The following is a 25,185-nucleotide window of genomic DNA, read 5'->3' as shown; positions in this document are numbered from 1 at the left end:
TGAGTACCGCTTAGGCTTCCAACGTGACGCTCGGCAAATCTTCCCACAAATATCGAACCCGCGATGATCAACCCGGCGTGGCCTGCAGCTGACGAAGCCTTTCGAGGTCGTCCATAGTTCAAGGTTATCTAGAACGGCGAAGTCACTGTTGGGTTACCTGACGGGAGTTTGGCTCTTTGACCAGGTTAACGCGCTGCCGATTAATCTCGTTTCCAATTCTGCTCAGCCGCCGCGGCACCGACAACTCCCGGGAAGCAGCCCCATTACGATGGTGACAGCGGGAGAGCTCGGCTGGATAGACAAAGCCAATTTGCACAGACTCGCCAGAGCTTCCAGCCATGGCCGATCGATTCCGTCGCCAAGGCACCTCCTATCCACACATTCAAGTAAGCTTGATTGATTTGCTTGATCACTCGTGGCCGCCGACGAGCAGTCTCACAGCTGGGGGTAGCTATGCGCGCACACTCGAGCGGACCTGAGCTGCGCCTTCCGCAGACGATTGATATCCAAAGCCACTGCCTTGGTGAAGCGCCTCCCGCCCTGCTCGTCTTGCGGCTGGCTCCTGGCAAACGAATAAGGGTTCGACATATTCACGCGATAAGCTCGGAGGGGGATTGAATCATACGTAGCGTCAGATTGTAGAGTGCACAGCTAGGGAGCACCAATGTTCGGCTGCTTCCAGCGGAGCAGGCCGACCGCTTGCGATGAGAGGTCTTCTGCCAAAGCGGCTGAGGATCGCGCTCAGCCGAAGAACGCACTTTCTGTCCTGTCCACGCAATCGCCGGCCCTATGAAGACAAGATCGCCCACATGTAAGAAGGACCAATCCAGCCTGGGAGGCTGCCAAATACGTTTGCGGGTACTGAGTTCCAAACCAGCCGCGGCGAGATTGATGCGGTATCCCGGAGCGGTCATGTGAGAGGACCCGATAGATCCAACAGGGTCTTGCTCGTCGATCACTGTGAGGGCCAATGCCGGGCCATTGTTGGTTTCAAGAATGGCGATCCGGGAGCCGCGTATATGTGCGGCGCCCCCGTTGTGACGGGGCCTCGCCAAAAGCTGTCATCGTGGTGCGCTTATCACCATTCCCGAATGCACGTCATGCCATGGTCGGACGGACGCAGCCTCGTTGAACGAAAGCAGACTAGATGAACAACAGTAATCCGAGACGAGGCCGCGCAAGTGCTAGGCATGGGTAGCGGTCATCGCGGGAGCAAGAGTGAACCGCGAGCTGGATCTGCTCGAGGTGCAGGCCTGACGATTGCCCAAGAGCCGAACGCCGATCCGGCAATGAGGCCCATCAAGACCTGACGAGCGAGTATTGAGAAGCTCATGTGAGCGCCTTGGAATAGATGATGTGGAAGTTTATACCCGCGAGGGACTGAAGATTGATCTCGGCACCTTGATTGAGGGCAACACCGCGTTCGAACCCGATAAGCCGGCCATCCATTTCGAGACGCGCCTCTAAAGCTTACGCTGCTTTCGGCGCATTCGAGCGGGGGCACTTGGTTTAATGGCCCGGGTCGACCTATCCACTCTCCGCGAGCAGCTCATCCGACTTTTTTCTGCCGAGGTAGAACGCAGTTGATCCGTCAGCTCAGGCTGGTATCCGCAGAATGCTTGCTCAAGAACCGGACTTTGCCGACAAGAGAAGGGGCGCTCGGGACCAGCAAACCGCCAGTTTCAATGGCAGCGGCACGTGCTCGAGGCGGCTTAATTCACCCACAAGCGGGCTTTGCCTGGTCATACTACGGCCGGCCCGAAGACATGCTTGCGAGCGCGGAAAACACCCCCGGCGGAATGGTCGCCGAACCGAGCACTGACCTTGTGAGCCATATCGTCCGCCCGCTAAACGCACCATTGTTGTTGATTCCTTGGCCACTCGCGAGCAATGAACCGCCAGATGCCTTTCGCGACTGAATTCGCTCTTCGGGGGCGCAGGGCACACTAATCGTCGCGATAACCCCCTTGAGGTCCCATATAGCACTGGCCTCATTCATCCAGCGTTTTTCTGTGAACTCAAACAGCACGGAGGCAGTATGCGCGCCTTCACTTTTGCTTGCCAGATCACCAACTTGATTGTCCAGAAATGATCGACGATGATAAGTACTGCGCGACAGAGAACGAATTTCAATGCTTTGTTTGGCCGGCTTGCTCGCGGTTGCACTGGATGAACAGCAAGATTGGAAAACTCTTAGGCAATGACACGAAATGAGGGAAACTCGCTGGCTCAACGTGCGAGTTGACCACGAACGGACTGTGGAACGCTTCTCGGCCAAACGGGTCTGCTTACCTCCCATCCGCGCCGCAATTTCATTGGTCGCGCCCACGCCGAGAAACGCCTGACGAAGGCCGAACGGAATCTTCCGGACTACAAACTTTCGTATAGTCCTTCAAAACCCTTTCGATGTGGAAGGTTACCTCCGTACAGTTGAGCGCTTGATGCAATGCCTATACAGAATCCAGAACTCGGCCGTTCGAGAGCGTGACGCTTCCGCATTTCGAAGAGGCCAGACGCGATTGACGTCGTCGATCGGGGACCGACATTAGCCTGCGCAGAGCAACGATTTGTCAAACCAAGAGAGCAAACGGCGGGTCGCCCTAATCACCGGCGTGACTGGACAGGACGGCGCCTATCTGGCCGAATATCTGCTGTCGCTCGGCTATGTCGTGCACGGCATCAAGCGGCGCTCGTCCTCGTTCAACACTGCGCGGGTCGACCATCTCTACCAGGACCCGCATCTCGGGGACGTGCCGTTCCTGATGCACTACGGCGACATGACGGACTCGACCAATCTGATCCAGCTGGTGCAGCAGATCCGGCCGACCGAGATCTACAATCTGGCCGCCCAAAGCCACGTCGCGGTCAGCTTCGAGAGTCCCGAATACACCGCCAATGCCGATGGGATCGGCGTGCTGCGGCTGCTGGAAGCGATCCGCATCCTCGGCATGGTGAAGGAGACGCGGTTCTACCAGGCCTCGACCTCCGAGCTCTACGGCCTCGTCCGGGAGATCCCGCAGAAGGAGACCACGCCGTTCTATCCGCGCTCGCCCTACGGCGTGGCAAAACTCTACGGCTACTGGATCACGGTGAACTACCGCGAAGCCTATGGCATGTTCGCCAGCAACGGCATCCTGTTCAACCACGAGAGCCCGATCCGCGGCGAGACATTTGTGACCCGCAAGATCACGCGCGCTGTCGCCCGTATCGAGGTCGGGCTGGAGGAGACGCTCTATCTCGGCAATCTCGAAGCCAAGCGCGACTGGGGCCACGCGCGCGATTACGTCGAGGGCATGCACAAGATCCTGCAAGCCGACAAGCCCGACGATTTCGTGCTCGCCACCGGCGAGATGCACTCGGTGCGCGAGATGGTCGAGCTATCGTTCGCCCAGCTCGGCCGCCGCATTGCATGGCGTGGAGCAGGGGTTGAGGAGACCGGCGTCGATGAGACGAGCGGCAAGACGGTGGTGAAGATCGATCCGACCTATTTCCGCCCCACCGAGGTCGATCTCCTCGTCGGCGACGCCAGCAAGGCGCATCAGGTGCTCGGCTGGAAGCCGAAGCACACGTTCGCCCAGCTCGTCGAGGAGATGATGGCAAGCGATCTGGCGGAAGCAAAACGGGAGGCGGCCCATGGCAAGCGCACCGTTTGAGCTGAAGGGCAAAAGCGTCTACGTCGCCGGCCATCGCGGTATGGTCGGCAGCGCGATTGCGCGCCGGCTCGCGCGGGAGGACGTGCAGCTCGTCACGGTCGACCGGCGCGAGGTCGATCTCTGCAACCAGACGGCCGTGTTCGAATGGTTCGCGAAAACGCGGCCGCATGTGATCTTCCTCGCCGCCGCAAAAGTCGGCGGCATCGTCGCCAACGACACGCTGCGGGCCGAGTTCATCTACGACAACATCACGATTGCCGCGAACGTGATCCAGGCCGCGCATCAAAACGGCGCCGAAAAGCTGATGTTTTTGGGCTCGTCCTGCATCTATCCGAAGCTAGCCCCACAGCCGCTGCGCGAGAATTCGGTGCTATCAGGCCCGCTGGAGCCGACCAACGAGCCCTATGCGATCGCCAAGATCGCCGGCATCAAGATGGCGGAAGCCTATCGCAGCCAGTATGGCAGCGACTTCATCAGCGTGATGCCCACCAATCTCTACGGCCCCGGCGACAATTATCATCCCGAATTGAGCCATGTCGTTGCCGCGCTGATCCGCCGCTTCCACGAGGCGAAGGTCGCGGGCGCAAAGAGTGTCGCCGTGTGGGGCACCGGCACGCCACGGCGCGAGTTCCTTTATGTTGACGACATGGCGGATGCCTGCGTGCACCTGATGAAGAGCTATTCGGGACCGGAGCTGATCAATATCGGCACAGGCGAGGACATCACCATCGCCGAGTTCGCCCGTGTCGTCGCCGAGGTCGTCGGCTACAGCGGCGAGATTGCCTTCGACACGTCGCGCCCCGATGGCACGCCGCGCAAGCTGCTCGACGTCAGCCGTCTCGCAAGCCTCGGCTGGCGCGCGAGGACATGGCTTGTAGATGGAATGCGCCAGACCTACCGGGCCTTCTTGGCCGTATCGGGTACATCGGACAAAACGAGAGCCTCATGCAGCTGCTAACTGCTGACGGCGCTCATTGTGCGATTGCCAGACAGTTGCTTTAGGATCTCCCGGCGAATTCGACAGGGCTCCACGTTTTCTTGGAGTTCGAGCACCTCCGGGTGCCGCGTGCCCGATGGAGGGCAGGCACGGCTAGACTGGCGGATAACTAAAGCGAGCGAATTGGTCAGGCGCGCCTTGCGGGACGCTCTGTTTTGAACTTGAGGTAAACTGACTAAATGTGCGGAATTGTCGGCATCTTGGGGCGCGGTCCGGTCGCGGATCGTCTGATCGATTCACTGAAGCGACTGGAATATCGTGGCTATGACTCAGCGGGTATCGGAACGCTCAAAGGAAACCATATCGAGCTTCGACGCGCCGAGGGCAAGCTGAGGAACCTTGAGACACGCGTTCGCTGTCATCCGCTCTCAGGCCATGTCGGGATTGGGCACACGCGCTGGGCTACTCACGGCAAGCCGACGGAGCACAATGCTCATCCCCATGCAACGGACAATGTTGCAGTCGTCCATAACGGCATAATTGAGAACTTCCGCGAGCTGCGAGCGGAGCTAAAACAGCATGGCGCCTGTTTCGCCTCTGAAACAGACACCGAGGTGGTGACGCATCTCATCGACTTTTATCTGAAAGATGGCTGCTCGCCGCAGGAGGCCGTAAAAGCGTCGCTGCCGCGGCTAGTCGGCGCGTTTGCGCTTGCAATCCTGTTCAAGGGTCAACACGACCTCATGATCGGTGCGCGCAAGGGCTCACCACTTGCGATCGGACATGGAGAAGGCGAAATGTATCTCGGATCGGATGCTATCGCGCTCGCGCCCCTTACCGGCTTGATCACCTACCTTGAGGACGGCGATTGGGCTGTGCTCAACCGCAACTTCAGCGTGGTCTACGACGCACAAGGCACAGTTGTCCGCCGGGAGGTGATGAAATCTGGCGCGTCGTCGGTTCTCGTCGACAAAGCAAACTACCGCCACTTCATGGCGAAGGAAATCCACGAACAGCCAGAGGTGATCGGGCAGACGCTGGCGCGTTACGTCGATATCGCCACCGAGAGCGTGGCACTGCCGCAGGAGCTTCCGTTCGACTTCAACGAGATCGGACATATCTCGATCACGGCTTGCGGTACGGCAGGCTACGCCGGCCATGTCGGCAAGTACTGGTTCGAGCGGCTGGCTCGTATTCCGGTCGAGCTCGATGTCGCATCCGAATTTCGGTACCGTGAGGCGCCGATGCGCAAGGGAGATCTTGCTATCTTCATCTCGCAGTCCGGCGAGACGGCCGATACGCTGGCCGCGCTCCGCTATGCCAAATCGCAAGGCCTGCATACCCTCTCTGTCGTGAACGTACTGAGTTCGACCATTGCGCGCGAAAGCGGGACAGTGTTGCAGACGCTCGCCGGACCTGAAATCGGCGTTGCCTCGACCAAGGCGTTCACATGCCAGCTGGTCGTCCTTGCGGCGCTTGCGGTTGCTGCTGGCAAGGCGCGCGGTGAATTGCCGGAGAGCGACGAGGTCGATCTCGTGCGGGCGCTGATCGAAATTCCACGGCTGGTTACCGCGGCGCTTGCCGGCGAGCCGCAGATCGAGAAGCTCGCACGCGACATCGCCAAATCGCGTGACGTGCTATATCTTGGTCGCGGCACGTCGTTTCCATTGGCCCTGGAGGGGGCACTGAAGCTGAAGGAGATCTCCTATATTCACGCCGAGGGCTATGCGGCCGGAGAGCTCAAGCACGGCCCGATCGCCTTAATCGACGAGAGCGTTCCCGTAATCGTCATTGCTCCCTGCGACCGGGTGTTCGAAAAAACCATCTCGAACATGCAGGAGGTCGCCGCACGCGGCGGCAAGATTATCTTGATAACGGACGCTCGGGGAGCCGCAGAGGTATCCATGGATTCACTCGCGACGATTGTGCTGCCGGAGATGGATACGACGTTTACGTCGATTGTTTATGCGATTCCGGTGCAGCTTCTGGCCTACCACACGGCCATCCTGATGGGCACGGACGTCGACCAACCCCGAAATCTCGCGAAATCGGTAACTGTCGAATAAGGCAAGGTGATGCGACCTGGATTTTGTCGCGGTCAGATTCCGAATGCGCACAAGCCTCGGTCAGATCGAATTACGATGTGCCGCCCAGCTCCTGGCCCGATGCCACCGCATGGTTTCGCGGCGGTTCATAGCCCTCGCTTACGGAGGCTGAGCCTCATGTGCAAAATTTACGGCCAATCAGGTTGCGAGGCTGGCGTGGCCTTGCCTCCGGCAAGCAAGCAGTCGCGCAGGGCTTATCACGACATTCCGATTGCTTGGACCTGGTCATAATTCGTGACAAACATCCAGGTTTCTAATACGACGTGGAAGCCAGATGAAGCTGTTCGATTAAGCCCATTATCGCTGAGGAGGCCCGCTGTGATCCTCCCCCTCAGCGCGGGTTTTGGACCGCATTAGGACCGCAGCGCCCCTCGAAGTACGAGGCGCGCCTCGCTTCGAGGGACAACGTGGCACTTGCCCGAGCATGGCGATCGGCGCTATCGGACGGGCTCGATCACCAGCACGCTCACCAAATCTTTTCCGTAAACCTCAGGTTAAGTTGAGCAACTCGAGGCCAAATCGCTGGACATCGGGTGAGATGCTAACGCACCTCGGCTCCAATCGCAGGCTCGCGAGCTGTTCTAGCAGACATCTCACGGCAGCTCTTCCCTGCCGCTCGTATGCCATGCATCTCGTCCTTGCTTTTCATTGCATGTCGGTGCGCTCAATGAGGAATTCGGCCACGCCACAGACAACAACCTTTCCACCGAGAATTGCCCGAGGTTTCAATAGGTTGAGAGTCACTCCTGCGACGCGAGCGGAATAACGCCCGAAAAACTGTGCGAGTTTGCGGCAATTGCCGAAAATATGCCGGAAACGTCAGGCGCTTACGGGTTGGTCGATAGTGCCCTGATGGCAGATTCGCGGCCATGAAACTGCACTCGGCTGGCGTGAGATTTTCTCCGGAACCGGCCATTTCAAACCGAGAGGAAACTCGCCATGTCACCAGCGTCCATCGCGCAAGCGTCAAAGGCCAAACCGCGCATTGGCGCCATCTTACGTGCGACGAGCGGCAACTTCCTCGAGCAGTTCGACTTCTTCTTGTTCGGGTTCTATGCCAGTGCCATCGGCAACGCGTTCTTTCCATCAGGAAGCGAAACCGCTTCACTGCTTAACACCTTCGGTGTGTTCTGGCTGGGGGCTTTGATGCGACCTGTTGGCGCGATTGTGCTTGGAGCCTATATTGACCAGATTGGCCGTCGGCAAGGCCTGATCATCACGCTTTCGATTATGGCTATTGGCACCGTCATCATCGCCTTTTGTCCCGGCTATGCAACGATCGGCATTGCCGCACCCGCGATCGTGCTGTTCGGACGGCTGTTGCAGGGCTTTTCTGCCGGCGTTGAGGTTGGCGGCGTTTCCGTCTACCTCTCCGAGATTGCCACTCCGGGTAACCGCGGCTTTTACACATCGTTTCAGTCCTCGAGCCAGCAGGTTGCGATCTTTGTCGCGGCTCTTATCGGATATTTTTTGAGCGAAGCACTTCCGGCCGAAATGGTTGCCGCCTGGGGCTGGCGGATCCCATTCTTCCTTGGCTGCTTGATCGTTCCGCTTATCTTCTTCCTGCGCCGGACGCTGGAGGAAACTCCGGAGTTTCTCGTCATGAAGACCCACCCAACGGCCCGCGAGGTCTTTGCCTCCACAGTTGCGAACTGGCGCATTGTCATTCTTGGCATGATGATCGCAATGCTGACGACCACGACCTTCTATTTCGTCACAGTGTACACGCCTACGTTCGGCAAGCACGTATTGCAGCTGTCCTCGCAGAACACGCTCTTGGTGACGCTTTTGGTCGCCGTGACGAACTTCATCTGGAACCCAATTGGCGGCGCGATCTCTGACAGAATCGGTCGGAAGCCGGTCTTGCTGACCATTGCCGGCCTCGCCTTGGTGACTGTATACCCGGCGTTGTCTTGGCTTGTGACCGACCCAAGCTTTGGCAAGATGCTGCTAGTGGAGATGATGTTCTCGTTCTACTTTGGCACCTACAGCGGCGCCATGTTGGGCGCTTTGGTCGAAATCGTGCCGAAGCACGTTCGTACAACCTGCTTTTCTTTAGCCTTCGCACTCGCCGCAGCTCTCTTTGGTACCTTTACGCCGCTGGCATCGACTTGGCTGATCGATCGGACCGACGACAAGGCTTCGCCGGGTTTCTGGTTGATGTTTGCAGCTTTGCTCGGCATTATCGCCGCGCTCAGGATTTATCCAGGAAACACCAACAGAGTTGCGAAGCTGTCGCGACCCGAGGGGTCTAACCGGGCCGTAAGCGCGCAATTTACCACACGTTAGCAGCCCGCCCACGGGGGGACCTTCACGTCCAAGACTGAACTGAGCGGGGTGCGTGGCGGTCCTTGCGGTGATCTCGGTAGTCCGCGTGCCACTCTGCCGGCCGCGGGCCACTGCGGAATTCATGCAGCCTCAAGACGTGCCCGTTAAGTTTGCATGGCAGCGCACGTGGAGCTCGCGCGAGGGATGTATCTCCCTCGCGCGAGCTCTGCTCGTTTTTCACGTAACCGCAAAGTACGAGCATTATCATCGCGCCGCTCGACCACAGAACGAATCGAGCGTTGCGGTAGTGCTCAGCCATTCCCACTCAGCACCAGCGACGGCTCGTCCCGATACGGCTCGCATAGGAAGAACCGGTGTATCGCAGCTCGCCAATTCTTAGCGAGCGGTCGAAAAGCCTGAATCGTGCCTGGTACACCGAGCGTCGGGCCAATGCATGACCACGACCCGGGCTGTCGCTGGCTCCGCTCGATCAGCGGCGACTTCACGCACCGCTAGTTTGGGCGGATGAGGTACCGCGCGCAAGCTGCGCGAGCTCCGTCTCGAGCGCAGGGTTGCGCTTGAACATGGCGTCGATCAACGCTTGCGCCGGCTGCTCGGCCGCTTCCACCCACGTCGCCTTCTCCGCTCGTGCGGAGGGCGCGAAGACACGCTTGACGACCGTCGGCGACCCCCTCAGACCGCATTTGGCCATGTCATCCACGCCGGCAGTTTGAGCGCTCCATTTTACGATGGAGGCACGGGCCGCACGCAGGGCGTCGATCATTGCACCGCGGCGAATTTGATTGCTTGCCTCTAACATGCTGATGAGACAAGGAAGGTTGGAACGCAGCACTTGGACTCCTCCTTCGCAGCGCCGTTCCACATCAATCGTGCGTGCTTTGAAGTCCAACGCTTTGATTGTTGAAACATACGTAAGCTGCTGGACCCCGAGCCTCTTTGCAATGCCAGGTCCCACCTGCGCCGTATCGCCGTCGATAGTCTGCTTGCCAGTGAATATGACGTCTGGTGGGCCATATTCCTTCCCGATATTGCGAATCGCGCACGCCAGAGCGTAACTCGTCGCCAGCGTATCAGAGCCTGCGAAACTACGATCGGTGAGCAGGACAGCACGATCGGCACCGAATGTCAGCGCCTTTCGGAGAGATTCTTCGGCCGACGGCGGCCCCATTGTCAAAACAGTGATTTCACCGCCGAACTTGTCTCGTAGCTCGAGCGCAGCTTCCAGTGCGAACAGATCATATGGGTTGATGATCGTCGGCACGCCCTGCCGCATGATCGTATTCGTGACAGGATGCACGCGGATTTGTGCGGAGTCGGGGACCTGTTTGATGCAGACGATGCTGTGCATATGCTTCTCCTAAGATGTTGAGCAGGCTCCCCACGAATAGCAACTGTCATACCACCCCAGGCACTTCGCCGATGAGAGAGGAATGCAACGGCTGGCGATTGACGGTGAGACCGTTGGGACTGCGACGAGCTGCGTAAAGCGGGACGTGATCTCTCTCATCTGAGTCGCGCCATAAACGGCCCGGCCGCGATCTTGCGCTGGTTCGACACCTAATCATTTCTCATAGGGCGAATACATTGCAAGCAGACGATGACCAGCACGCGGCTGACGCGAAGATGGCTTACGCTCCGCCACGTCCAAGCAGAGCACATCGGTTTCGTATCCGCTTCATGGACCAGAGTACCGCCTCTTGCGCACGCTCTCCTACCGCGCCCGGCGATCGAGAGAGACGCGAGCCGACTCTTTATTCAGAAGCGCTTGATCTCGATACGGTGCCTTCTCAAGGCATAGCCAATCTGGCGCGGCGTCAGTCCAAGCAAGCGCGCCGCCTTTGCCTGTACCCACCCGGACCTTTCCATCGCTGCGACTACGCGCTCGCCATCTGTGACCTTGGCGGCACCTATGTTGGGTCGGCCGGGTGGCTCTAGCGGCGTCAGTTCGCTACCGACCGGCTGAACGTGTGCCACAGCTTGTGTCGGCGGCATGCTCAGCCTCGCGGGAAGTGAGATTATCGGGCTCGGCTGTCGCGCCACTTGCTCCGGCCCGCACTTCCATAGCGTGGCCGACAGGCATTGCCCGTGCCGGCAGGCAAAATCGTCTCTTGCGATCGACGATCCGTGCGCCAGGGTCGCGGTCCGCTGCACACAGTTCTCCAGCTCACGGACATTCCCGGGAAATCCGCAATTCATAAGAACGTCAATCGCACTTGACTCGAAGACCAGAGCACGGCCGTTCTCATTGTTGAAGTTCTTCAAGAATCGAGCGGCGAGAAGCGGAATATCAGTGCGTCTTTCGCGCAGCGGCGGCAGTAGCAGAGGAACCACGCTAATGCGATAATAGAGATCGGCACGAAACTCCTTCCTTGCCACCGCCTCTTCAAGATTCTTGTTCGTGGCAGCAATCACGCGGACGTCGACTTTGATCGTCTGATTGCCGCCCACCCGCTCAAACTCCTGCTCCTGAAGCACGCGCAGGAGTTTCGCCTGGAACGACGCCGAGATCTCGCCAATCTCATCCAGAAACAACGTTCCCTTGTCCGCGAGTTCGAAGCGACCCTTGCGCGCGTTGAATGCGCCCGTAAACGCCCCTTTCTCGTGACCGAACAATTCGGATTCCAGCACCGTCTCGGTGAGGGCTGCGCAATTCAGCTTGATAAAGGGGCGTTTGGCGCGCGCTGAACGCTCGTGAATAGCCTTCGCTACCAGCTCTTTGCCGGTACCCGATTCGCCACGCAACAGAACTGTGCTATTCGATTTTGCGATCAGCTCGATCTTCTCAAGCATCGCGCGCAGCGCCGGACTGTCGCCGATAATTCCCTCGACTTGGACCTTCTTACGCTCCCGCCCATGAGGCTTGAGCTCGGACGACGGCTGCTTCTGCGGCCCGAACTCCTCGTCCATAAGCCGCCCGCGGTCGCGCACAAAGGTGCAATGCAGCTTCGCCGTCTGGCCCAGAAGGCTTGCGACCATCGTCACCAGGCGGAGGTCGTCCTCGAGCTGCGCATGCGTCTCGTTGTCTGCGACGCGGTCGATGCTCAGCGTACCCACAACTTTCTCGTCAATCTCTATGGGCACGCCGATGAAGGCAACGCACGTGTTACCGGCAGCGTCTAGCATCTCGACGTCCGAAGAACTGAAGATCGAATGCAGCGCTACGTTCTCGACGATGAGCGGCCGCCCCGTCGCCACAATTTGATCAATTGCTCCTTGCGGCAAGCGCCCCCCGCAACGCGCGTCGCGCCCTTCGCTCCGCCCGCCGTCTACGATGATCTCGGGCACCCCGTCATGTTCGAACAGGCATACGATGCCGCGCCGCATCTGCACGAGCGATGGCAGACGCTCGATGACGCTCGCCAGCTTGGCTTCGAGCCGGCATACGGCGGTGAGCGTGTGCGCTATTTCAAAGATCGTGCTTAGCGATTTCTCTTGCGATGGCAGAATAGAAGCGGAAGGGGCCGCGCCGGAGGTTGAGTTTGGTGTTTCGCGCGGGGAAACGCTGTCCAGCATAGTGACTTCTCCGTTCCTTTCTTGGTCCTCCCCATCACCTCGATCGGACTTGTTAGACTCGTGTTGCATGCCTGCCTCGATCTGACATCCAGCTCTCAGGGCGGGGGCGAGAGATGACGGCTCTTCATGGCACGCCGGCAGCACTTACAGTGACTAGATTTTGCGCTTTATTCTTTCCAACTCGCTGCGCGGATTCGCCCGGCCAACATGGCTTCCATCGATAAAGCTCAGTTAGCCGGGTTCGCCAGGGACGGATTCACTCACAAGTGTTGCCCGCCATTGATCGGCACTTCGGCGCCAGTGACATAACTTGCCGCATCTGAACATAGGAAGAAAATGACCTTGGCGACCTCTTCGGGTGTACCCACCCGGCGTAGTGGGATCTTTGGCACAAGATGCGCTTCCGTGTCAGGCGACAAAATGTCCGTCTTGATTTCGCCGGGCGCGATCGCATTGACGCGAATGCCATGTGAGGCGTAGTCGTGCGCCATTTCGCGCGTGAGACAAGCGAGCGCAGCTTTCGACGTGGCATATGCCGTGCCTGCAAATGGATGCACCCGCGCACCGGCGATCGAAGTCACATTGACGATCGAGCCTGAAGCCGCTTTTAGCTCATCGAACAGACCTTGCGCGAGCAGGATCGGCGCCACCAGATTCAGGTGGAACACGCTCATCCAGGTATCGACTGAGGTCGCCAGCGACGTGAGCCGGGCACCGTTTGGCGTTTTTGGTGAGTTTCCGGCATTGTTTATCAGTCCCTGCAGCGGTGCGCCGGCAAGGCGCTCCTTTATCTGAGCAATCACGCGCGGTAGCGTCCGATGATCGCTCAGGTCGACTTCGATATAGCTATCCCCCTCTGAGTCCCATGGGCAGCGCACCGCGTCGAATGGTTGGCGCGCGCAAGAAATGATGCGCCAACCGGCTTCCGAAAACAATCTTCCCGTGGCGCGACCGATACCGCGCGATGCCCCGGTCAATACCAGCGTCTTCCGCTCACGCAGCGGACGGCCCGCTCCATCGGCGTGAATTGGACCACGAGGGTCCGTTTCCGACGATTTAGCTGCGACCGCGTTGTCATCTGGTAGACCTAGATTCACACGCGACTCCCTTCCGCTCCCCTCGCCCGTGCACCTGGTGCAGGATCCGGGCCAGAGCGAAGCAGGGCACAGGTGGCGCGCTTTTACGTCGCAAATGGCAGGTTTCGAACATCTGGCCTGTTTGCTTTGCGACACCGGCAACGCCGCAGCAATGGCTGTCGTCGAGCTCCCGGGTGCCGCCCACTGCGTGCGCTACGCCTTCGAGCCAGAGGCTGGGGTTTCCATGGCGAGCTGACTGCGTCACCACTCCACGAGTGGTCTGTGGGTCATGCGCGCTAGACGAGATAGATTAGCTGCGGGCGGAGATCAGGATTTAATGGCCGGTTCGTCCAAGTTGCTCTCGGCCTGGATACGCGCGGCCGCACATACGGCTCTTGAGCAATACCGATGGGCCGTCGGCCACGCGGTTCATCACACCTCCGTCCGAAAGGACTCCGCGAGCGGAGCATGAACAAAGGCCGTCGTCCAGAAAACGAAAGCCCTGCCCAGCAAAGGCGATCCATCTACCGGACGCGCCTCCTTGCTGCTGGGACATTCTGACGTGACTGTCTGTTACGTTAGATTTCCTGGGCGACCCGGACCGCCATTGCCGTGCTTTTCACCGTCTGGCCAGCGACGGCGGACTTGGCTGGAGGATGACAGAACTGTAAGCTTTCCGCGCGACTCGACTTACACCGGAGGGCCCGAAGTGTTGCCGGGCAAGACCGCCGGCCCCGCTGGCATCGGCCTTACGCTTCTCAGGCGTTCGCCCTCCCACCGCACCGCATCCATGGTAGTGCGCCGGTCAGCCGTCGCTTGCGGGACGGAAGTCGCCATCCAACGTTCCTGCGACACGTTGCGAAACTCGACCGTGTCGAAGCCAGCAGTATCAGACCGATGATCTAGCCCGCCATTGTTCAGGCCCACATTCTGGCGCTTCAGGAAGCCGCGACATGCTCGTAGGGATTATCGATCAGGGTCAAGCGCTCCGGATTGCGCTGGTCGAATTCAATAATCCGCGGAACGAGCAGACGGGCATAGCGCGTGAAGGCGCTGGTGGGGGGAAAGCGGATCACGGTAGCGCATCGCGCAAGAAGATACATGTCAATGAGAGCGGAAGCTCCACCTTCAATTCCCATTTCCGCACTATGCAACGGCCCTGCCCGATCGACCTGGAAACGTTTTGGTACGACGAAGACATCGGGAAACAGACCTGATAGGCGGTCGAGCACCTGTGCACTGTCCGTGCACAGGAAGACCTTTACAGGCTTTGGATATGGCAAAGCCTTGGCTTTACGGATTGCCATGCAGACCTGACGAAAGGCGAGTTCCGAATCGGCCCAGTACGGCGCATGGTCCATGATATCTTCGCCATTGCCGTGCCGAACATGAACGCCAATGATGCTATGGCCGCCAAAATGTTCCTCATACAAGGCGTCGATCCGCGCTTGAATCTCAGACCTGAGCTTGATGTTCCGAAAGATCAGTCGTTCGGCTGCCTCGCCACAACGCCACATCAGGCAGGCGTCACAGACAATGGTGTTGGCTTCGTTATCTTCTCTCGCCTGGAACAGCTCGGTCAGTTCGTCACGTTCTCGGAAGATCTGCTCATCCGGACGATTGATGCAGTCGATCGACGGCCTATTCCACCACCGCGGGAAGAACGGTCCGGGAAACGAGAGCTGGTTGATCCGGTCATCGCAAATCACCGGTACCCCAGCGATGTCCTCAACCGGCTCGAAGAACACCGGAAAGGCGTTGCTGAACGGTCGGTCGATGTAGCAGGAACCGCGCCAGTCAACGACGAGCGTCCGCCCGGTCCGCTGCGCGTACGACCAGGCTGACGCCAGCGACCAGAGACAGTCACCAAAGCCGGTACGCCTCCGAGAAATAACAAAGCGTTCCTTCGTCAAGTTATTAAACCCTTCTCGTTGCATAAGAGCAGTTTTGTGTGGCGCACCTACTCATCTGCGATTCCGATCCTCACCGATGGACGGCTGGTCACCTGGACGCAAGGCGATCAACCCGCAACCCTCCTCCACGGCACCGCGATTGGCAGGTCATGCAAGAGGCGCCCAAGGAGCCCGCTTCCGCATTGCTCACTTTTACTACCGCGCAGTCTGTGACGGATGCAGCCGAATACGGCGCAGATCCCAGAGCCCGCGCAGTTCGTTCACGAGAGCTTCTCGCCTAGTCCTATCAGAGGTGACCCTGGCGAGAAGATCGGCAAGAACAGCTTCCTTCTCAATTTGCATCAGCATGTCGAACAGGTCATGCGAGACGCGCACGCTCTCCTGGCTGGAGTGACCCATGCGGATCTCGCAGACTGTCTCCTGGCGTTCTCGGCCCGCATGAGCGCGAACCCGGTAAAGAGATACATGGGGCGGCAGTGATACAGCGAGTGCAGTCCAGCTTTCGAGTGTTGTTGCCCGCTTCTTGACGAGGAATGAACCGATCACAAGGCCATCCAGCTCGGTTGACAAAAACGCCGTAATCGCATCGGCAACGGAATCTACGATCGGTTCGGCATTGTTGTTGAACGACGTATTAAGCAAAATCGGGACGCCAGTCAGGCCCTTGAACGCATTGATGAGTTCCCAATAGGCGGCATTGTTCGTGCGGGAAACAGTTTGCAGCCGAGCTGTACCATCGATATGCGTGATCGCGCCCAGCAAAGCACGCTTGGATTCGCGCACGCGAACGACGAAATTCATGAAGGGATATTCTGCGCGACCATCCGGCAACTCAAAGAACGCGCCCGCATCCTCCTCCAGAACCGATGGCGCAAATGGTCGATAACCCTCGCGCTTCTTGACCATCGCATTGATCCGGTCCTTGTTCGCCGCGGGCCTCGGGTCCGCAAGAATACTACGGTTGCCGAGCGCACGAGGGCCGAACTCCGATCGGCCCTGTACCCACCCGATCACGGCGCCATCAACCATCCACTCGGCTGCTCTGGTTGCGACGTCAGCGGTCCGTTCAAACTCGAGGTGTCCGGCCCATCCCTTCAGTTCCTTTTCGATGCTATCGTCGCTGCCGACATCTGGCCCCCAATAAACCGTCTGTAGTCGCTCGCGGGGCGCAGGCTGCCCGGCCTCGTTCGACACCATCAATGCCGCGCCCAATGCGCATCCGGCGTCATGCGCAGCCGGCTGCACGAAGATGTCTTCGAACAGGCCTGAATACAGGAGTTTTCCGTTCAGCGTGCAGTTGTGGGCCACCCCGCCAGCCAGGCACAACCGTTTCATTCCGGTCGACTCACGGTAATGCCGCAGAATGTGAAACACGATCCGCTCCAGCGCCTCCTGCAACGATGCGCTCACATCTCGATGCTGTTGCGTGAACGGCATTCCCTTTCGCCGGACCTCGATATTGTGCAGCAATGCTGGGCCGATACGTTCGAGGTGAACGCGGTAGCCACCGTTTGCGCAGAGCTCATAGAATTGCGAAAAGAGCTCACGATAGCGTGCGGGATCTCCGTAAGGAGCCAGTCCCATAACCTTATACTCGTCGAACAGGCCGTAGCCGAGATATCGGATCGTCTCCAGATAGAACAGTCCGAGAGAGTTATTCTCTGGAAACGTCATAAGCTCGGTCATTTCGCTGCCTGACCCGACAGCCAAGAGACCCGACAGGAAGTCGCCACAACCGTCGATCGCGAGGACCAGGCTATCTTCAAAACCCGACATCGCCAGAGCGCTCACGGCGTGGGCCTGATGGTGGCCTACGAATGACACCCGGGAAGGATCAACTTGGGTACCGAACTCCGTGGCTAGAAGGTGCCGTAGCAGCAGATTCGCATCTAGGGGAATTGAGATTTCCGGTTGTGAGATAAACAACCGTTCGAGCATTGCATTGCAATAGGATTCAGTAGCGTAGAACGCAATACGATCGACGTCGCGAAGCTCCACACCCGCGGCTGCAAGACAGTATTCGATCGCACTGCTCGGGAGCTTGTTTGAATGTTTGATCCGGTTAAGGCGCTCCTCTTCCACGGCAGCGATCACGCGCCCGTCCTTGACAAGTACCGCGGCGCCGTCGTGCAGAAACGTGCCCGGCAGCCCAAGGGGGTTTTCATAGACCTTGTCGAGGCCGCCACTCAATCCTAGACACAGCATCTTGTTCTCCGTTAATCCTGAGAGGCCTGTTGGCCTATTTCGTATCGCTTGCTTTGGGAGTAGGCCCCGCGGGGCCGATCAGGCATCGCTAGCTGACGAGACGCATATAAGCGTCGCACGCGATTGGAAGTTCGCTAAGCCCAATATCTCATCTCGCACACGCGATGCTTCGCTTTAGACCTTATTCCTCTCACCGCATCAGGCGCTGCCGAAGGAGCACGGCCGAGACGAGGAAGGGAACTGCTGCGTAGATGCAAAGTGCGCCCACATGCAATCCGACGCTGTCAACCGGTCGACCAAGCATTGTTGGACGAATGAGATCGACCGAATGACTCAGCGGCAATAAGGCTGCGATGCGTTGAAACGAACCGGGCAACTGGCTCATTGGGAAGATCGTCCCGCTTAAATACATCATGGGCGTAAGAATAAGCGACTGGTAGAAGATGAAATAGTCGTGGCTCGGTGCAAGTGCTGAAACGACCATTGCGAGGCTCGCGAAAGTAACGCCAGTGAGGGCGATGGCTGGTAACGCATAGGGAATGGATGACCACTCTGCGTAACCCAGCGCGACGGCCACAATCGTGATCGCGGTCCCGGCGAGCAAGGCCTTGCTCGCTGCCCATGCCACTTCACCGAGGACAATGTCGCCGAGCGTAAGGGGCGTACAGAGCATTGCCTCCCAGGTGCAATTTGTCTGCATGCGAGCGTAAGCCGCATAGATCGTTTCGAAGGTTGCGGACACCATCGCGCTTGTGGCAACCATTCCAGCCGCCAGAAACGAGATGTATGAGGTGCCCTCAACACCACCTATGATCATTCCAAGGCCAAAACCGAGACCGAACAGAGAGCTCATCGGCTCGGCCAGATTCCCAAGAACCGATGCCAGAGCAACTTTCCGCCAAACCAGAAAATTGCGGCGCCATACCGCCATCCAGTTCCATGGATTAGCAGGGAGCGCCGGCGCAAAACGTTGCCACATCGTTCAGTCCTTTATCTCTCGCCCGGTTAGCCGCAAGAACACATCCTCCAGATTTGGAGGACGCTGCAGAAAGCGCAGATCCGTGCGGTTGACAAGCCGGAGGCGCACCTGCTCTGGATCCGTGACATAGCAGAACAGCGTCTCCCCGCTCACCTCAGCGCGCTGCACTTGGGGTCTGACCAGCGGCAGCAGTTCGTGCGGGTTACCGCCGTAAATCTCGATCACTTGGCAGCCGATCTGCTGCTCGATCAGCGCGCGAGGCTGACCTTCGGCGATCTTACGGCCGTGCTCGAGCACGCACAGGCGGTCGCACAATCGCTCCGCCTCTTCCATGAAGTGGGTGGTGAGAAGGATCGTTTTGCCGCGCCCTAATAACGAGCGCAAGCGTTCCCAAATCAGGTGACGGCCGTGCGGATCGAGGCCGGTCGTCGGCTCATCAAGGACCAAGAGCTGCGGATCGTTAATGAGGGCCCGTGCCAACGTCAGGCGTCGCTTCATGCCGCCGGACAGTTCGGCGACTCGCGCGTCCGCCTTGTTCTCCAGGCGTGCGAATTCGAGCAGTGACGGCGTGACCGCTTCCACCTCAGCCGCGCTCATGGCGAAGTAGCGCCCGAAAACGAGCAAGTTTTCGCGCACCGTGAGCTGAAGATCAAGGTTATCGAACTGTGGGACAACCCCGATCCCCCGGCGCGCCAAGCGCGCCCGCGCCGGCACTGGCTCGCCGAGCACGCATATCTTACCTGCGTCGGGCGATGCAACACCCAGGATCAAACGCGCAAGCGTGCTTTTACCCGCGCCGTTTGGTCCCAGCAGACCGAAGCACTCTCCCGGCGAGACCGTAAACGAAAGAGCGTCCACGACGACCCTGTCGTCGTAGAACTTGCTCACCTGGAAAAGGTCGACTGCCGCGGTTGACATTTGCTTACGCCATCGCGACGGACGTTGTTCCCGCCGCTTCCCCGCTTGCGCGCTTTTTTGTCCAAAGCAGGCCGTCACACCATACGTGATCGACGCGTCCCCACTGGCACGCGGCGGCAGCATCCGGGAAAAAGCCGCGTCCATGCAGATTGGCGCTGGTATTGCAAAGCAGCGGAATGGCTGTGAGCTTCTCGTATTCGACGAGAAGCTCGGCCACTTCATGCTGAGAGGTTCTAGAAACGGTTTGTAGACGAGCAGATCCATCGAGATGCACGACGGCGGGAATTTTGTCCCGCCATTCTGGTCGCGTCTGGTGATCGAACAGCATGTACGGATCAGGTATTCCAGGGCTAAAAATCTCCGCGGCACGATCCTCCAGGCATATCGGCGCTACCGGCCTGAAATGCTCACGAAGTTTGACGTCGTTGAGATGATCTTTCATTCCTTCCCAGCTCGCAGCCGCGAGAATGCTTCTGCCACCCAAGGCTCGCGGCCCGAGCTCGGCACGCCCGGCAAGGAAGACCACGGGCTTGTCGCAAGCGAGGATTGCCGCAAGTTGGCCCATAGTGCAGGGCGCGCCCTCCCATTCGGGCGGGACTTCGCTGGGACGCACGGCCGGTCCGCTGTAGACCGACCATTCCAGAGCTCTAAAGCCTTGCTGTGCCGCCAATGCAGAGCAAGCAGCACCAATGGCTGAGCCGCTGTCGTTCGGAAAGGGCGGCACCCACACGAAATCGAACAGGCCTGTCGCACGAAATGCACTATTCCACTTAATATTCAGGCCACAGCCGCCGGATATGCAGAGGTTACGCGCCCCCGCAAGATTCGAATGCCGCTCCACCACATCAGCAATGGTGCGAACCAGCAGACGCTCTAGAAACACGTGAAATGACGCAAGGACGTCTTGGGCCTGTTTTTCCTTCAATCGCATTGCGCACGCATCGAAGAAGTCGTGCAGAGCTTCAAGTGGCGATTGTGAGCTGTTGATCTCTTCAAGCTCAGGACAAGCGCCCTCAGCATCCGTGGCAAAGTGGGCCTCATAAAGTTCATGAAACGTCTTAATACAATCCTCGTCGGGCGATCCCAGTGCGATATAGGCCATCAGCTTGCCGGCAATACCGAGATCCCAGCTGGTCCGGTCTGCCCGCCTGTAAGGTCCAAAGTGGTGTCCTGCCGTCGCATAGGCGTGACCTATTATCGGAAACAGGCACTCGATGAACCGGATGCCGTGGGGCTCGACATAGTAGAGGCGCGGAAAAATGCAGCCGTCCCACACCAAGCAGAAAGCAGATTGTCCGGATTTGGCAAACGAGCTGGCGCAGTATGCGGATGCTACGTGCCCGGTGACATGGGGATAGCTTTGATAGGGATATAGCTTCCCATCAAGCATGAGGCCGATCCGATCGCGGGACGTCAGGGGGCTATCGCCTTGCCGTTCGACATACGGCGCGCCCTTGAGCTTGATGGTCGTCGTCCCACTAAGGACTTCAAACTGTGACTCGAACTCTCCATCCCAGCCATCAATGACGAACTGATCAACATCGCTCGGATCCAGCCCGTGCTCCGCCAAGGCGCCAACAACGGCATCCAGGTTGTCGATAGTTTGATAACGCGGATTGTTGTTCAGCTTCTCCTGTTCGACACAAAACACCACCCGGCCGTCCTCGATCAGAGCGACTGCCCCGTCATGCGTCAACTTAATACCGCAAATGCGCATCGTAGCTCCTTTCAAGCTCGGCCGTTAGAACAAATCGAAGATCGCTCCGGATTGCGAAAGCGGACCAACAAGCAGTCTTCGTCAGCCGACTGCCCCTGGCACTGCACGCGTTCGACCTCAATGAGCGCTTCAGTCAACATCGTGATGACTGTCTCGGCGCCAGCGACATGCCCCCATCGCCTGCAGATGGCATCACGTGCAGATCCGAAGACCAGGTGCCCACCTGGAGCAAGCATCTTCACCAGCTTGTCGATTGCGGTACGCATCCGTGTCATGTCTTCGAGATAGTAGAGAACTTCGGCGACCACGATCAGATCGAACAGCTCTTCGGTCGAGAACTGCAGAATATCGGTCGCCGCCCAGCTGATATGCGACCACCTCTTGGTCCGCTGGACCGCTCGACCGATCGCTCGCGGCATAACATCGATGACCGTGAGCCGTTTGCAGTGAGGAGCAAGCTTCTCTGTGAATGCACCGGCCGCGCACCCGATCTCGAGGCCGGTTGAGACGGCGCCGTTCGACAGCGATAGCCGTAGCAATTGGGTGTGACGCTCACGTTCGAACGGATTGTCGTCAAGCCGCCATGGGTCATCGTTGGTCAGCTCCCGTTGCAACGATTGATATGTCTTGTCCACGCTCACCACTAAATCCCCTACAAAGCTGTCAGTCAGTCGCGGCGGCAATGCCATCAGACGCGATCAGCTGCGAGGGAGCGCGCGAAAGACCTGCCCTGCGAATTGAGCCAGGCGCTTCCGATCCCGGGTTAAGGCTTGGTCCATTTGTCGCGTCTTCGATCGAGGCCTTCGACTCATCGACGTCTGATGATTGCGCTACTTTGCGCGAGAGCCAGTCGCTGTTGCTCAAGGTACAGAGCGCATAGGCTTTCATCGGGAGCAGGAGGAAGATGTTGATCGGGGTGTGCAGCGAGAAGCCGATAAATCGAAGCTCGCCGGCACGGAGGGCCGCCACGCTGCATCGAACCATGGTCATCGCGACGATGGTCAGACCGGTCCACCAGGGCACGGTGCCGGTGAGCGCGAGCTGAGCGAGCGCGGCAATCGATGAGATGGCGAGCAGCAGCGGCCCGAGGTTCTGTCCGAGCACGTCGAGCGTAAGGTACCGGTCCAGGCCGGGCAACAGGTGCAAGCCCAACAGCGTGTCGCGGTAAGTGCTCCGCGCCCAGCGGAGCTGTTGCCGCAGATAGGGCAAGAGCCTGTCCGGGACCACCGTGGCGGCGATGGCGTCCGGAACGTACTCGGTTCGAAACCCTGCCTTGAGCATGAGGATCGTCAGATGGCGGTCCTCACCGAAGTCGCTCGGCTTTCCCCGGAAGAACTGCGTCTCGTACTGGTCCAGCAGCAATAGCAGCGCGGAGCGGCGGTACATGGCACACGGCCCGCAGCAGCACATGACGGCACCAAAGCGCGTCTGCGCCGCGCGCTCCTCGTTGCAAGCCAACCAGTACTCCATGTCGATCAATCGGGTCAGCCAGCTGTCGTTCCGGTTGCTGGCCGTCAATTGCCCCATGGCCGCGCCGACGGCTGGATCCTGCATCTTGCGTACGAGTTTGCTGACCACGTCGCTGGCGATTTCCGTGTCGGAATCGACGTTGAGCACGAGATCGCCGAACGACCGGCGTATCGCTGCGATCTGCGCCTTGCGCTTTCCAACGTTGCTTGGCAGCAGAATGACGTCGAACCTCGGGTCATATGCGTAGCTCGCATGGACCGGGGCCACTGCTGCGACATTTGCAGAGCCGTCATCGACGACATAAACCTGCAATCGCCCTGGGTAGTCCTGGCTTGCAAGAGACTTCAGGCAGGCCGCCAGCGTGCGCGGGTCCTCGTTGAAGCAGGGCACGATGACGTCCACGCTGGGCAGAGCACCGGCGTCGACCGAGTCGTACGGCGGCAGTGAGGCGTCGGTTCGCAGCGCATAAAGCGCCTGCGCGCTCTTATGAACGCTGGAGAGCAACGCGTATGAGGCAACAGCAACGGTGCCGATGGTGGCAAGCAGGCTCATGGGAATTGATCTATTCAGTTTGTTTGAGGAAGCGACCGGATTGCAAATCCACGGTCATGCAGTGCTGGAATGAGCTTGGCGAGCGCCGTCACAGTCTGGTCGCGCCGACCAGAGTGAGGGCAGCGTTCCAACTCGTCGGGAGGGCACCCGTCGTGCAGGAGCACGATCGCCCCCGGGCGTGCCGAGGCCAGCACCGCGGCAACAATCGCCTCGCCGCCAGGACGAGACCAGTCTTGCGGGTCGACTGACCAATGCAGGGCTGCCAGTTCGGCCTTCGCCGACGCGGCGAGGGCCTCCTTGGTCCAAGTCCCATACGGCGCACGCATGTGCCGCACAGAGGCTCGCGGGCAGGCCATTCCGATGACCTTGTTCGTTGTGAGGATCTCGTATTCCACCTCATCGGGCTTGCATTTGGATAAATCCGGGTGCGTCATTGTGTGGTTTGCGATTTCGTGCCCTTCTGCGACGATGCGCTGCATCAGCTCCGGCTGACCCGCTGCATATGCACCGATCACGCAGAAGGTGGCGGGGGCCCGATGCTGCGCCAGCACATCTAGGATAGCCGGCGTGCAATGCGGGTTGGGCCCATCATCAAATGTGAGATAGACGCAGTGCTCTCCGCCGGGGTCGGCGTAGTCGCTCCGCGCTTTAATTTCGCCGTCTGCGGACGTCACAGTTCTGGCCCGTTTCGTTCAATCATCTCACCGGCCGGCCATTCGCTCATTGGCCTCGCAATCGGCAGAACGAGGCCGACCACGTCCTCCACACGCGTCGGAGGCACAGTGAGATAGATATCCGGACGAGCGGACCGGACACGGAGCCCTGGCAAAACAGTCGCCAATCCCTGTCGCCCGAGCAGCCTGGTAATATGTTTCTGCAGGGCAGATCGGACCGTGCCAAAACCGAACGGCACCCCAAGATCTCGCAATACGGGATACATCACGCGGATGGAGTGGCTGATTCCGAGCCCCTCGAGATCCGGGCGCACCCCGTACAATCCGAGTTCAGCCACAAGCAGATCGACCTCACCCACTTTTATGAAGCGGCGCAGTGCGCCGATGTGAATCGCAACACCACGATCATCGTAGCCGATTGCGCGAATCTCAGGCCTTGCGCCGGCCCAGCTTCGATGACCTTCAAAGGGCTTTGCATTGAATGCCCCGGTCGGACCATAGGTCTTCCGGAAGAAGTCGGACAACTCAATATGGTCAGCAAGTTGAAGCTCGTTCTCCCAGCACAGCCTCCAACGAACTGGAGGGCGCGCCGAAGCACCTCGTGTGGATCCGGGCGCGATCATTTTCATAGAGAGTAATTCCTATTCATTATCTGGCTCCTGACGCACGCCAGCAGTTCGCTACGCTCGAAAGGCTTGCTCAAAAACTGGAGTCCCGTTTGCAGGACTCGCCTCATATCGTTTTCGAAGCTGTCTGTGAGCAGAACGGTGGGAATCGCGCCTCCGGATGCAGCCAGATGATGGAAAAGCTCAAAGCCACTCATCACGCTCGACTGCATGTCCGCGATCAAGCACGACGTGATCAAACGGCGGCCCGATTTCAAGAACTCGTCTGCGCTCTCGAAGGGTTCGGGTACGTAACCCGCCGAAAAAACCATATCTGTCAGACCTTCACGCACTGACCGATCTGCATTCACAATGGATACGACGTCGAGCGTGTGCGCAACTCGCATCAGATTCACCAAGGACGGCTTCGCTTGCATGTTCGGCACGATTTCTCCGCAGCAAGGACGCAATCGGATGCGACCAAAACACATTTGGCACCCGCAACCGAAGGGGTCCAACTGGAGGGAAATCTACGGTCAGGTTAAGCGTTCGCTCAATTCTACAGCGGTACACGGCCGG

The 25,185-nt window shown here is 58.9% G+C and carries 18 protein-coding genes; 4 read left to right on the top strand and 14 right to left on the bottom strand.

Features of this window, described 5'->3' with window-relative positions; genetic code table 11:
* Window positions 1-1,747: 1,747 nt before the first annotated feature.
* Window positions 1,748-2,329: a hypothetical protein gene (locus IVB27_RS15950; RefSeq protein ID WP_247444407.1), complete on the bottom strand. Its 582-nt coding sequence runs from the start codon at window positions 2,327-2,329 to the stop codon at window positions 1,748-1,750.
* 238 nt (window positions 2,330-2,567) lie between these two features.
* On the opposite strand from IVB27_RS15950, the gene gmd reads away from it, so the two are divergent.
* From gmd to IVB27_RS15930, 4 genes are all read left to right on the top strand, one after another.
* Window positions 2,568-3,653: a GDP-mannose 4,6-dehydratase gene (gene gmd / locus IVB27_RS15945; RefSeq protein ID WP_247337061.1), complete on the top strand. Its 1,086-nt coding sequence runs from the start codon at window positions 2,568-2,570 to the stop codon at window positions 3,651-3,653.
* Window positions 3,634-4,611, top strand: coding sequence for a GDP-L-fucose synthase (gene fcl / locus IVB27_RS15940; protein WP_276001279.1), 978 nt, complete (start codon window positions 3,634-3,636; stop codon window positions 4,609-4,611). The genes gmd and fcl overlap by 20 nt, the downstream gene beginning before the upstream one ends.
* A 218-nt stretch (window positions 4,612-4,829) precedes the next feature.
* Window positions 4,830-6,656, top strand: a complete 1,827-nt coding sequence (glmS, locus tag IVB27_RS15935) for a glutamine--fructose-6-phosphate transaminase (isomerizing) (RefSeq protein WP_247340039.1) — start codon at window positions 4,830-4,832, stop codon at window positions 6,654-6,656.
* Between the two features lie 978 nt (window positions 6,657-7,634).
* Window positions 7,635-8,984, top strand: coding sequence for an MFS transporter (locus IVB27_RS15930; RefSeq protein WP_247340037.1), 1,350 nt, complete (start codon window positions 7,635-7,637; stop codon window positions 8,982-8,984).
* A gap of 481 nt (window positions 8,985-9,465) precedes the next feature.
* On the opposite strand, the gene IVB27_RS15925 is transcribed toward IVB27_RS15930, so the two are convergent.
* From IVB27_RS15925 to IVB27_RS15865, 13 genes are all read right to left on the bottom strand, one after another.
* Entirely contained in the window at window positions 9,466-10,332 is an 867-nt protein-coding gene (locus tag IVB27_RS15925) for an electron transfer flavoprotein subunit beta/FixA family protein (protein WP_247444406.1), read from the bottom strand.
* Window positions 10,333-10,739: 407 nt separating this feature from the next.
* Window positions 10,740-12,497 (bottom strand): nif-specific transcriptional activator NifA, encoded by a 1,758-nt coding sequence (gene nifA / locus IVB27_RS15920; RefSeq protein WP_247444405.1) that lies wholly within the window; start codon window positions 12,495-12,497, stop codon window positions 10,740-10,742.
* A 260-nt stretch (window positions 12,498-12,757) separates the two neighbouring features.
* The gene (locus IVB27_RS15915) at window positions 12,758-13,594 is read right to left on the bottom strand and encodes an SDR family NAD(P)-dependent oxidoreductase (RefSeq protein ID WP_247296043.1); all 837 of its coding nucleotides are present in this window, start codon (window positions 13,592-13,594) and stop codon (window positions 12,758-12,760) included.
* Between the two features lie 917 nt (window positions 13,595-14,511).
* Window positions 14,512-15,510 carry a nodulation protein NodZ gene (locus tag IVB27_RS15910; RefSeq protein WP_247444404.1) on the bottom strand — a complete coding sequence of 333 codons (999 nt, stop codon included), beginning with the start codon at window positions 15,508-15,510 and terminating at the stop codon, window positions 14,512-14,514.
* Between the two features lie 171 nt (window positions 15,511-15,681).
* Complete coding sequence (locus IVB27_RS15905; protein ID WP_247340028.1) at window positions 15,682-17,691, bottom strand: carbamoyltransferase family protein; 2,010 nt, start codon at window positions 17,689-17,691, stop codon at window positions 15,682-15,684.
* A gap of 190 nt (window positions 17,692-17,881) precedes the next feature.
* Entirely contained in the window at window positions 17,882-18,670 is a 789-nt protein-coding gene (gene nodJ, locus IVB27_RS15900) for a nodulation factor ABC transporter permease subunit NodJ (RefSeq protein ID WP_247340026.1), read from the bottom strand.
* A gap of 3 nt (window positions 18,671-18,673) precedes the next feature.
* Entirely contained in the window at window positions 18,674-19,588 is a 915-nt protein-coding gene (nodI, locus tag IVB27_RS15895) for a nodulation factor ABC transporter ATP-binding protein NodI (protein ID WP_018455479.1), read from the bottom strand.
* Window positions 19,589-19,592: 4 nt separating this feature from the next.
* Window positions 19,593-21,305: a nodulation protein NodU gene (gene nodU, locus IVB27_RS15890; RefSeq protein WP_247340021.1), complete on the bottom strand. Its 1,713-nt coding sequence runs from the start codon at window positions 21,303-21,305 to the stop codon at window positions 19,593-19,595.
* A gap of 11 nt (window positions 21,306-21,316) precedes the next feature.
* Window positions 21,317-21,994, bottom strand: coding sequence for a nodulation methyltransferase NodS (gene nodS / locus IVB27_RS15885; RefSeq protein ID WP_249811592.1), 678 nt, complete (start codon window positions 21,992-21,994; stop codon window positions 21,317-21,319).
* The gene (gene nodC, locus IVB27_RS15880; RefSeq protein WP_247340017.1) at window positions 21,969-23,327 is read right to left on the bottom strand and encodes a chitooligosaccharide synthase NodC; all 1,359 of its coding nucleotides are present in this window, start codon (window positions 23,325-23,327) and stop codon (window positions 21,969-21,971) included. Before nodC ends, nodS begins: the two co-directional genes overlap by 26 nt.
* 14 nt (window positions 23,328-23,341) lie before the next feature.
* On the bottom strand, window positions 23,342-24,001 hold the full coding sequence (gene nodB / locus IVB27_RS15875; RefSeq protein ID WP_524536485.1) for a chitooligosaccharide deacetylase NodB: 660 nt from the start codon (window positions 23,999-24,001) through the stop codon (window positions 23,342-23,344).
* Window positions 23,998-24,630 (bottom strand): NodA family N-acyltransferase, encoded by a 633-nt coding sequence (locus IVB27_RS15870; protein WP_018455474.1) that lies wholly within the window; start codon window positions 24,628-24,630, stop codon window positions 23,998-24,000. The genes nodB and IVB27_RS15870 overlap by 4 nt, the downstream gene beginning before the upstream one ends.
* The gene (locus IVB27_RS15865) at window positions 24,627-25,043 is read right to left on the bottom strand and encodes a response regulator transcription factor (protein ID WP_247340056.1); all 417 of its coding nucleotides are present in this window, start codon (window positions 25,041-25,043) and stop codon (window positions 24,627-24,629) included. The genes IVB27_RS15870 and IVB27_RS15865 overlap by 4 nt, the downstream gene beginning before the upstream one ends.
* Window positions 25,044-25,185: the final 142 nt, after the last annotated feature.

The sequence above is a fragment of the Bradyrhizobium sp. 197 genome, from assembly GCF_023073375.1.
GTDB lineage: Bacteria > Pseudomonadota > Alphaproteobacteria > Rhizobiales > Xanthobacteraceae > Bradyrhizobium.
The sequence above is the reverse complement of the archived record's forward strand: the minus strand, read 5'-3'. Positions and strand labels throughout refer to the sequence as shown.

What these genes read in the sequence shown, in the direction of transcription:
- nodS (WP_249811592.1), bottom strand. Translation starts at nt 21,994, where the DNA reads ATGGCATTGCCGCCGCGACTGACTGACAGCTTTGTAGGGGATTTAGTG.
- nifA (WP_247444405.1), bottom strand. Translation starts at nt 12,497, where the DNA reads ATGCTGGACAGCGTTTCCCCGCGCGAAACACCAAACTCAACCTCCGGC.
- IVB27_RS15925 (WP_247444406.1), bottom strand. Translation starts at nt 10,332, where the DNA reads ATGCACAGCATCGTCTGCATCAAACAGGTCCCCGACTCCGCACAAATC.
- IVB27_RS15870 (WP_018455474.1), bottom strand. Translation starts at nt 24,630, where the DNA reads ATGAAAATGATCGCGCCCGGATCCACACGAGGTGCTTCGGCGCGCCCT.
- nodU (WP_247340021.1), bottom strand. Translation starts at nt 21,305, where the DNA reads ATGCGCATTTGCGGTATTAAGTTGACGCATGACGGGGCAGTCGCTCTG.
- nodJ (WP_247340026.1), bottom strand. Translation starts at nt 18,670, where the DNA reads ATGTGGCAACGTTTTGCGCCGGCGCTCCCTGCTAATCCATGGAACTGG.
- IVB27_RS15910 (WP_247444404.1), bottom strand. Translation starts at nt 15,510, where the DNA reads ATGCAACGAGAAGGGTTTAATAACTTGACGAAGGAACGCTTTGTTATT.
- fcl (WP_276001279.1), top strand. Translation starts at nt 3,634, where the DNA reads ATGGCAAGCGCACCGTTTGAGCTGAAGGGCAAAAGCGTCTACGTCGCC.
- IVB27_RS15865 (WP_247340056.1), bottom strand. Translation starts at nt 25,043, where the DNA reads ATGCAAGCGAAGCCGTCCTTGGTGAATCTGATGCGAGTTGCGCACACG.
- IVB27_RS15905 (WP_247340028.1), bottom strand. Translation starts at nt 17,691, where the DNA reads ATGCTGTGTCTAGGATTGAGTGGCGGCCTCGACAAGGTCTATGAAAAC.
- glmS (WP_247340039.1), top strand. Translation starts at nt 4,830, where the DNA reads ATGTGCGGAATTGTCGGCATCTTGGGGCGCGGTCCGGTCGCGGATCGT.
- nodI (WP_018455479.1), bottom strand. Translation starts at nt 19,588, where the DNA reads ATGTCAACCGCGGCAGTCGACCTTTTCCAGGTGAGCAAGTTCTACGAC.
- IVB27_RS15930 (WP_247340037.1), top strand. Translation starts at nt 7,635, where the DNA reads ATGTCACCAGCGTCCATCGCGCAAGCGTCAAAGGCCAAACCGCGCATT.
- nodC (WP_247340017.1), bottom strand. Translation starts at nt 23,327, where the DNA reads ATGAGCCTGCTTGCCACCATCGGCACCGTTGCTGTTGCCTCATACGCG.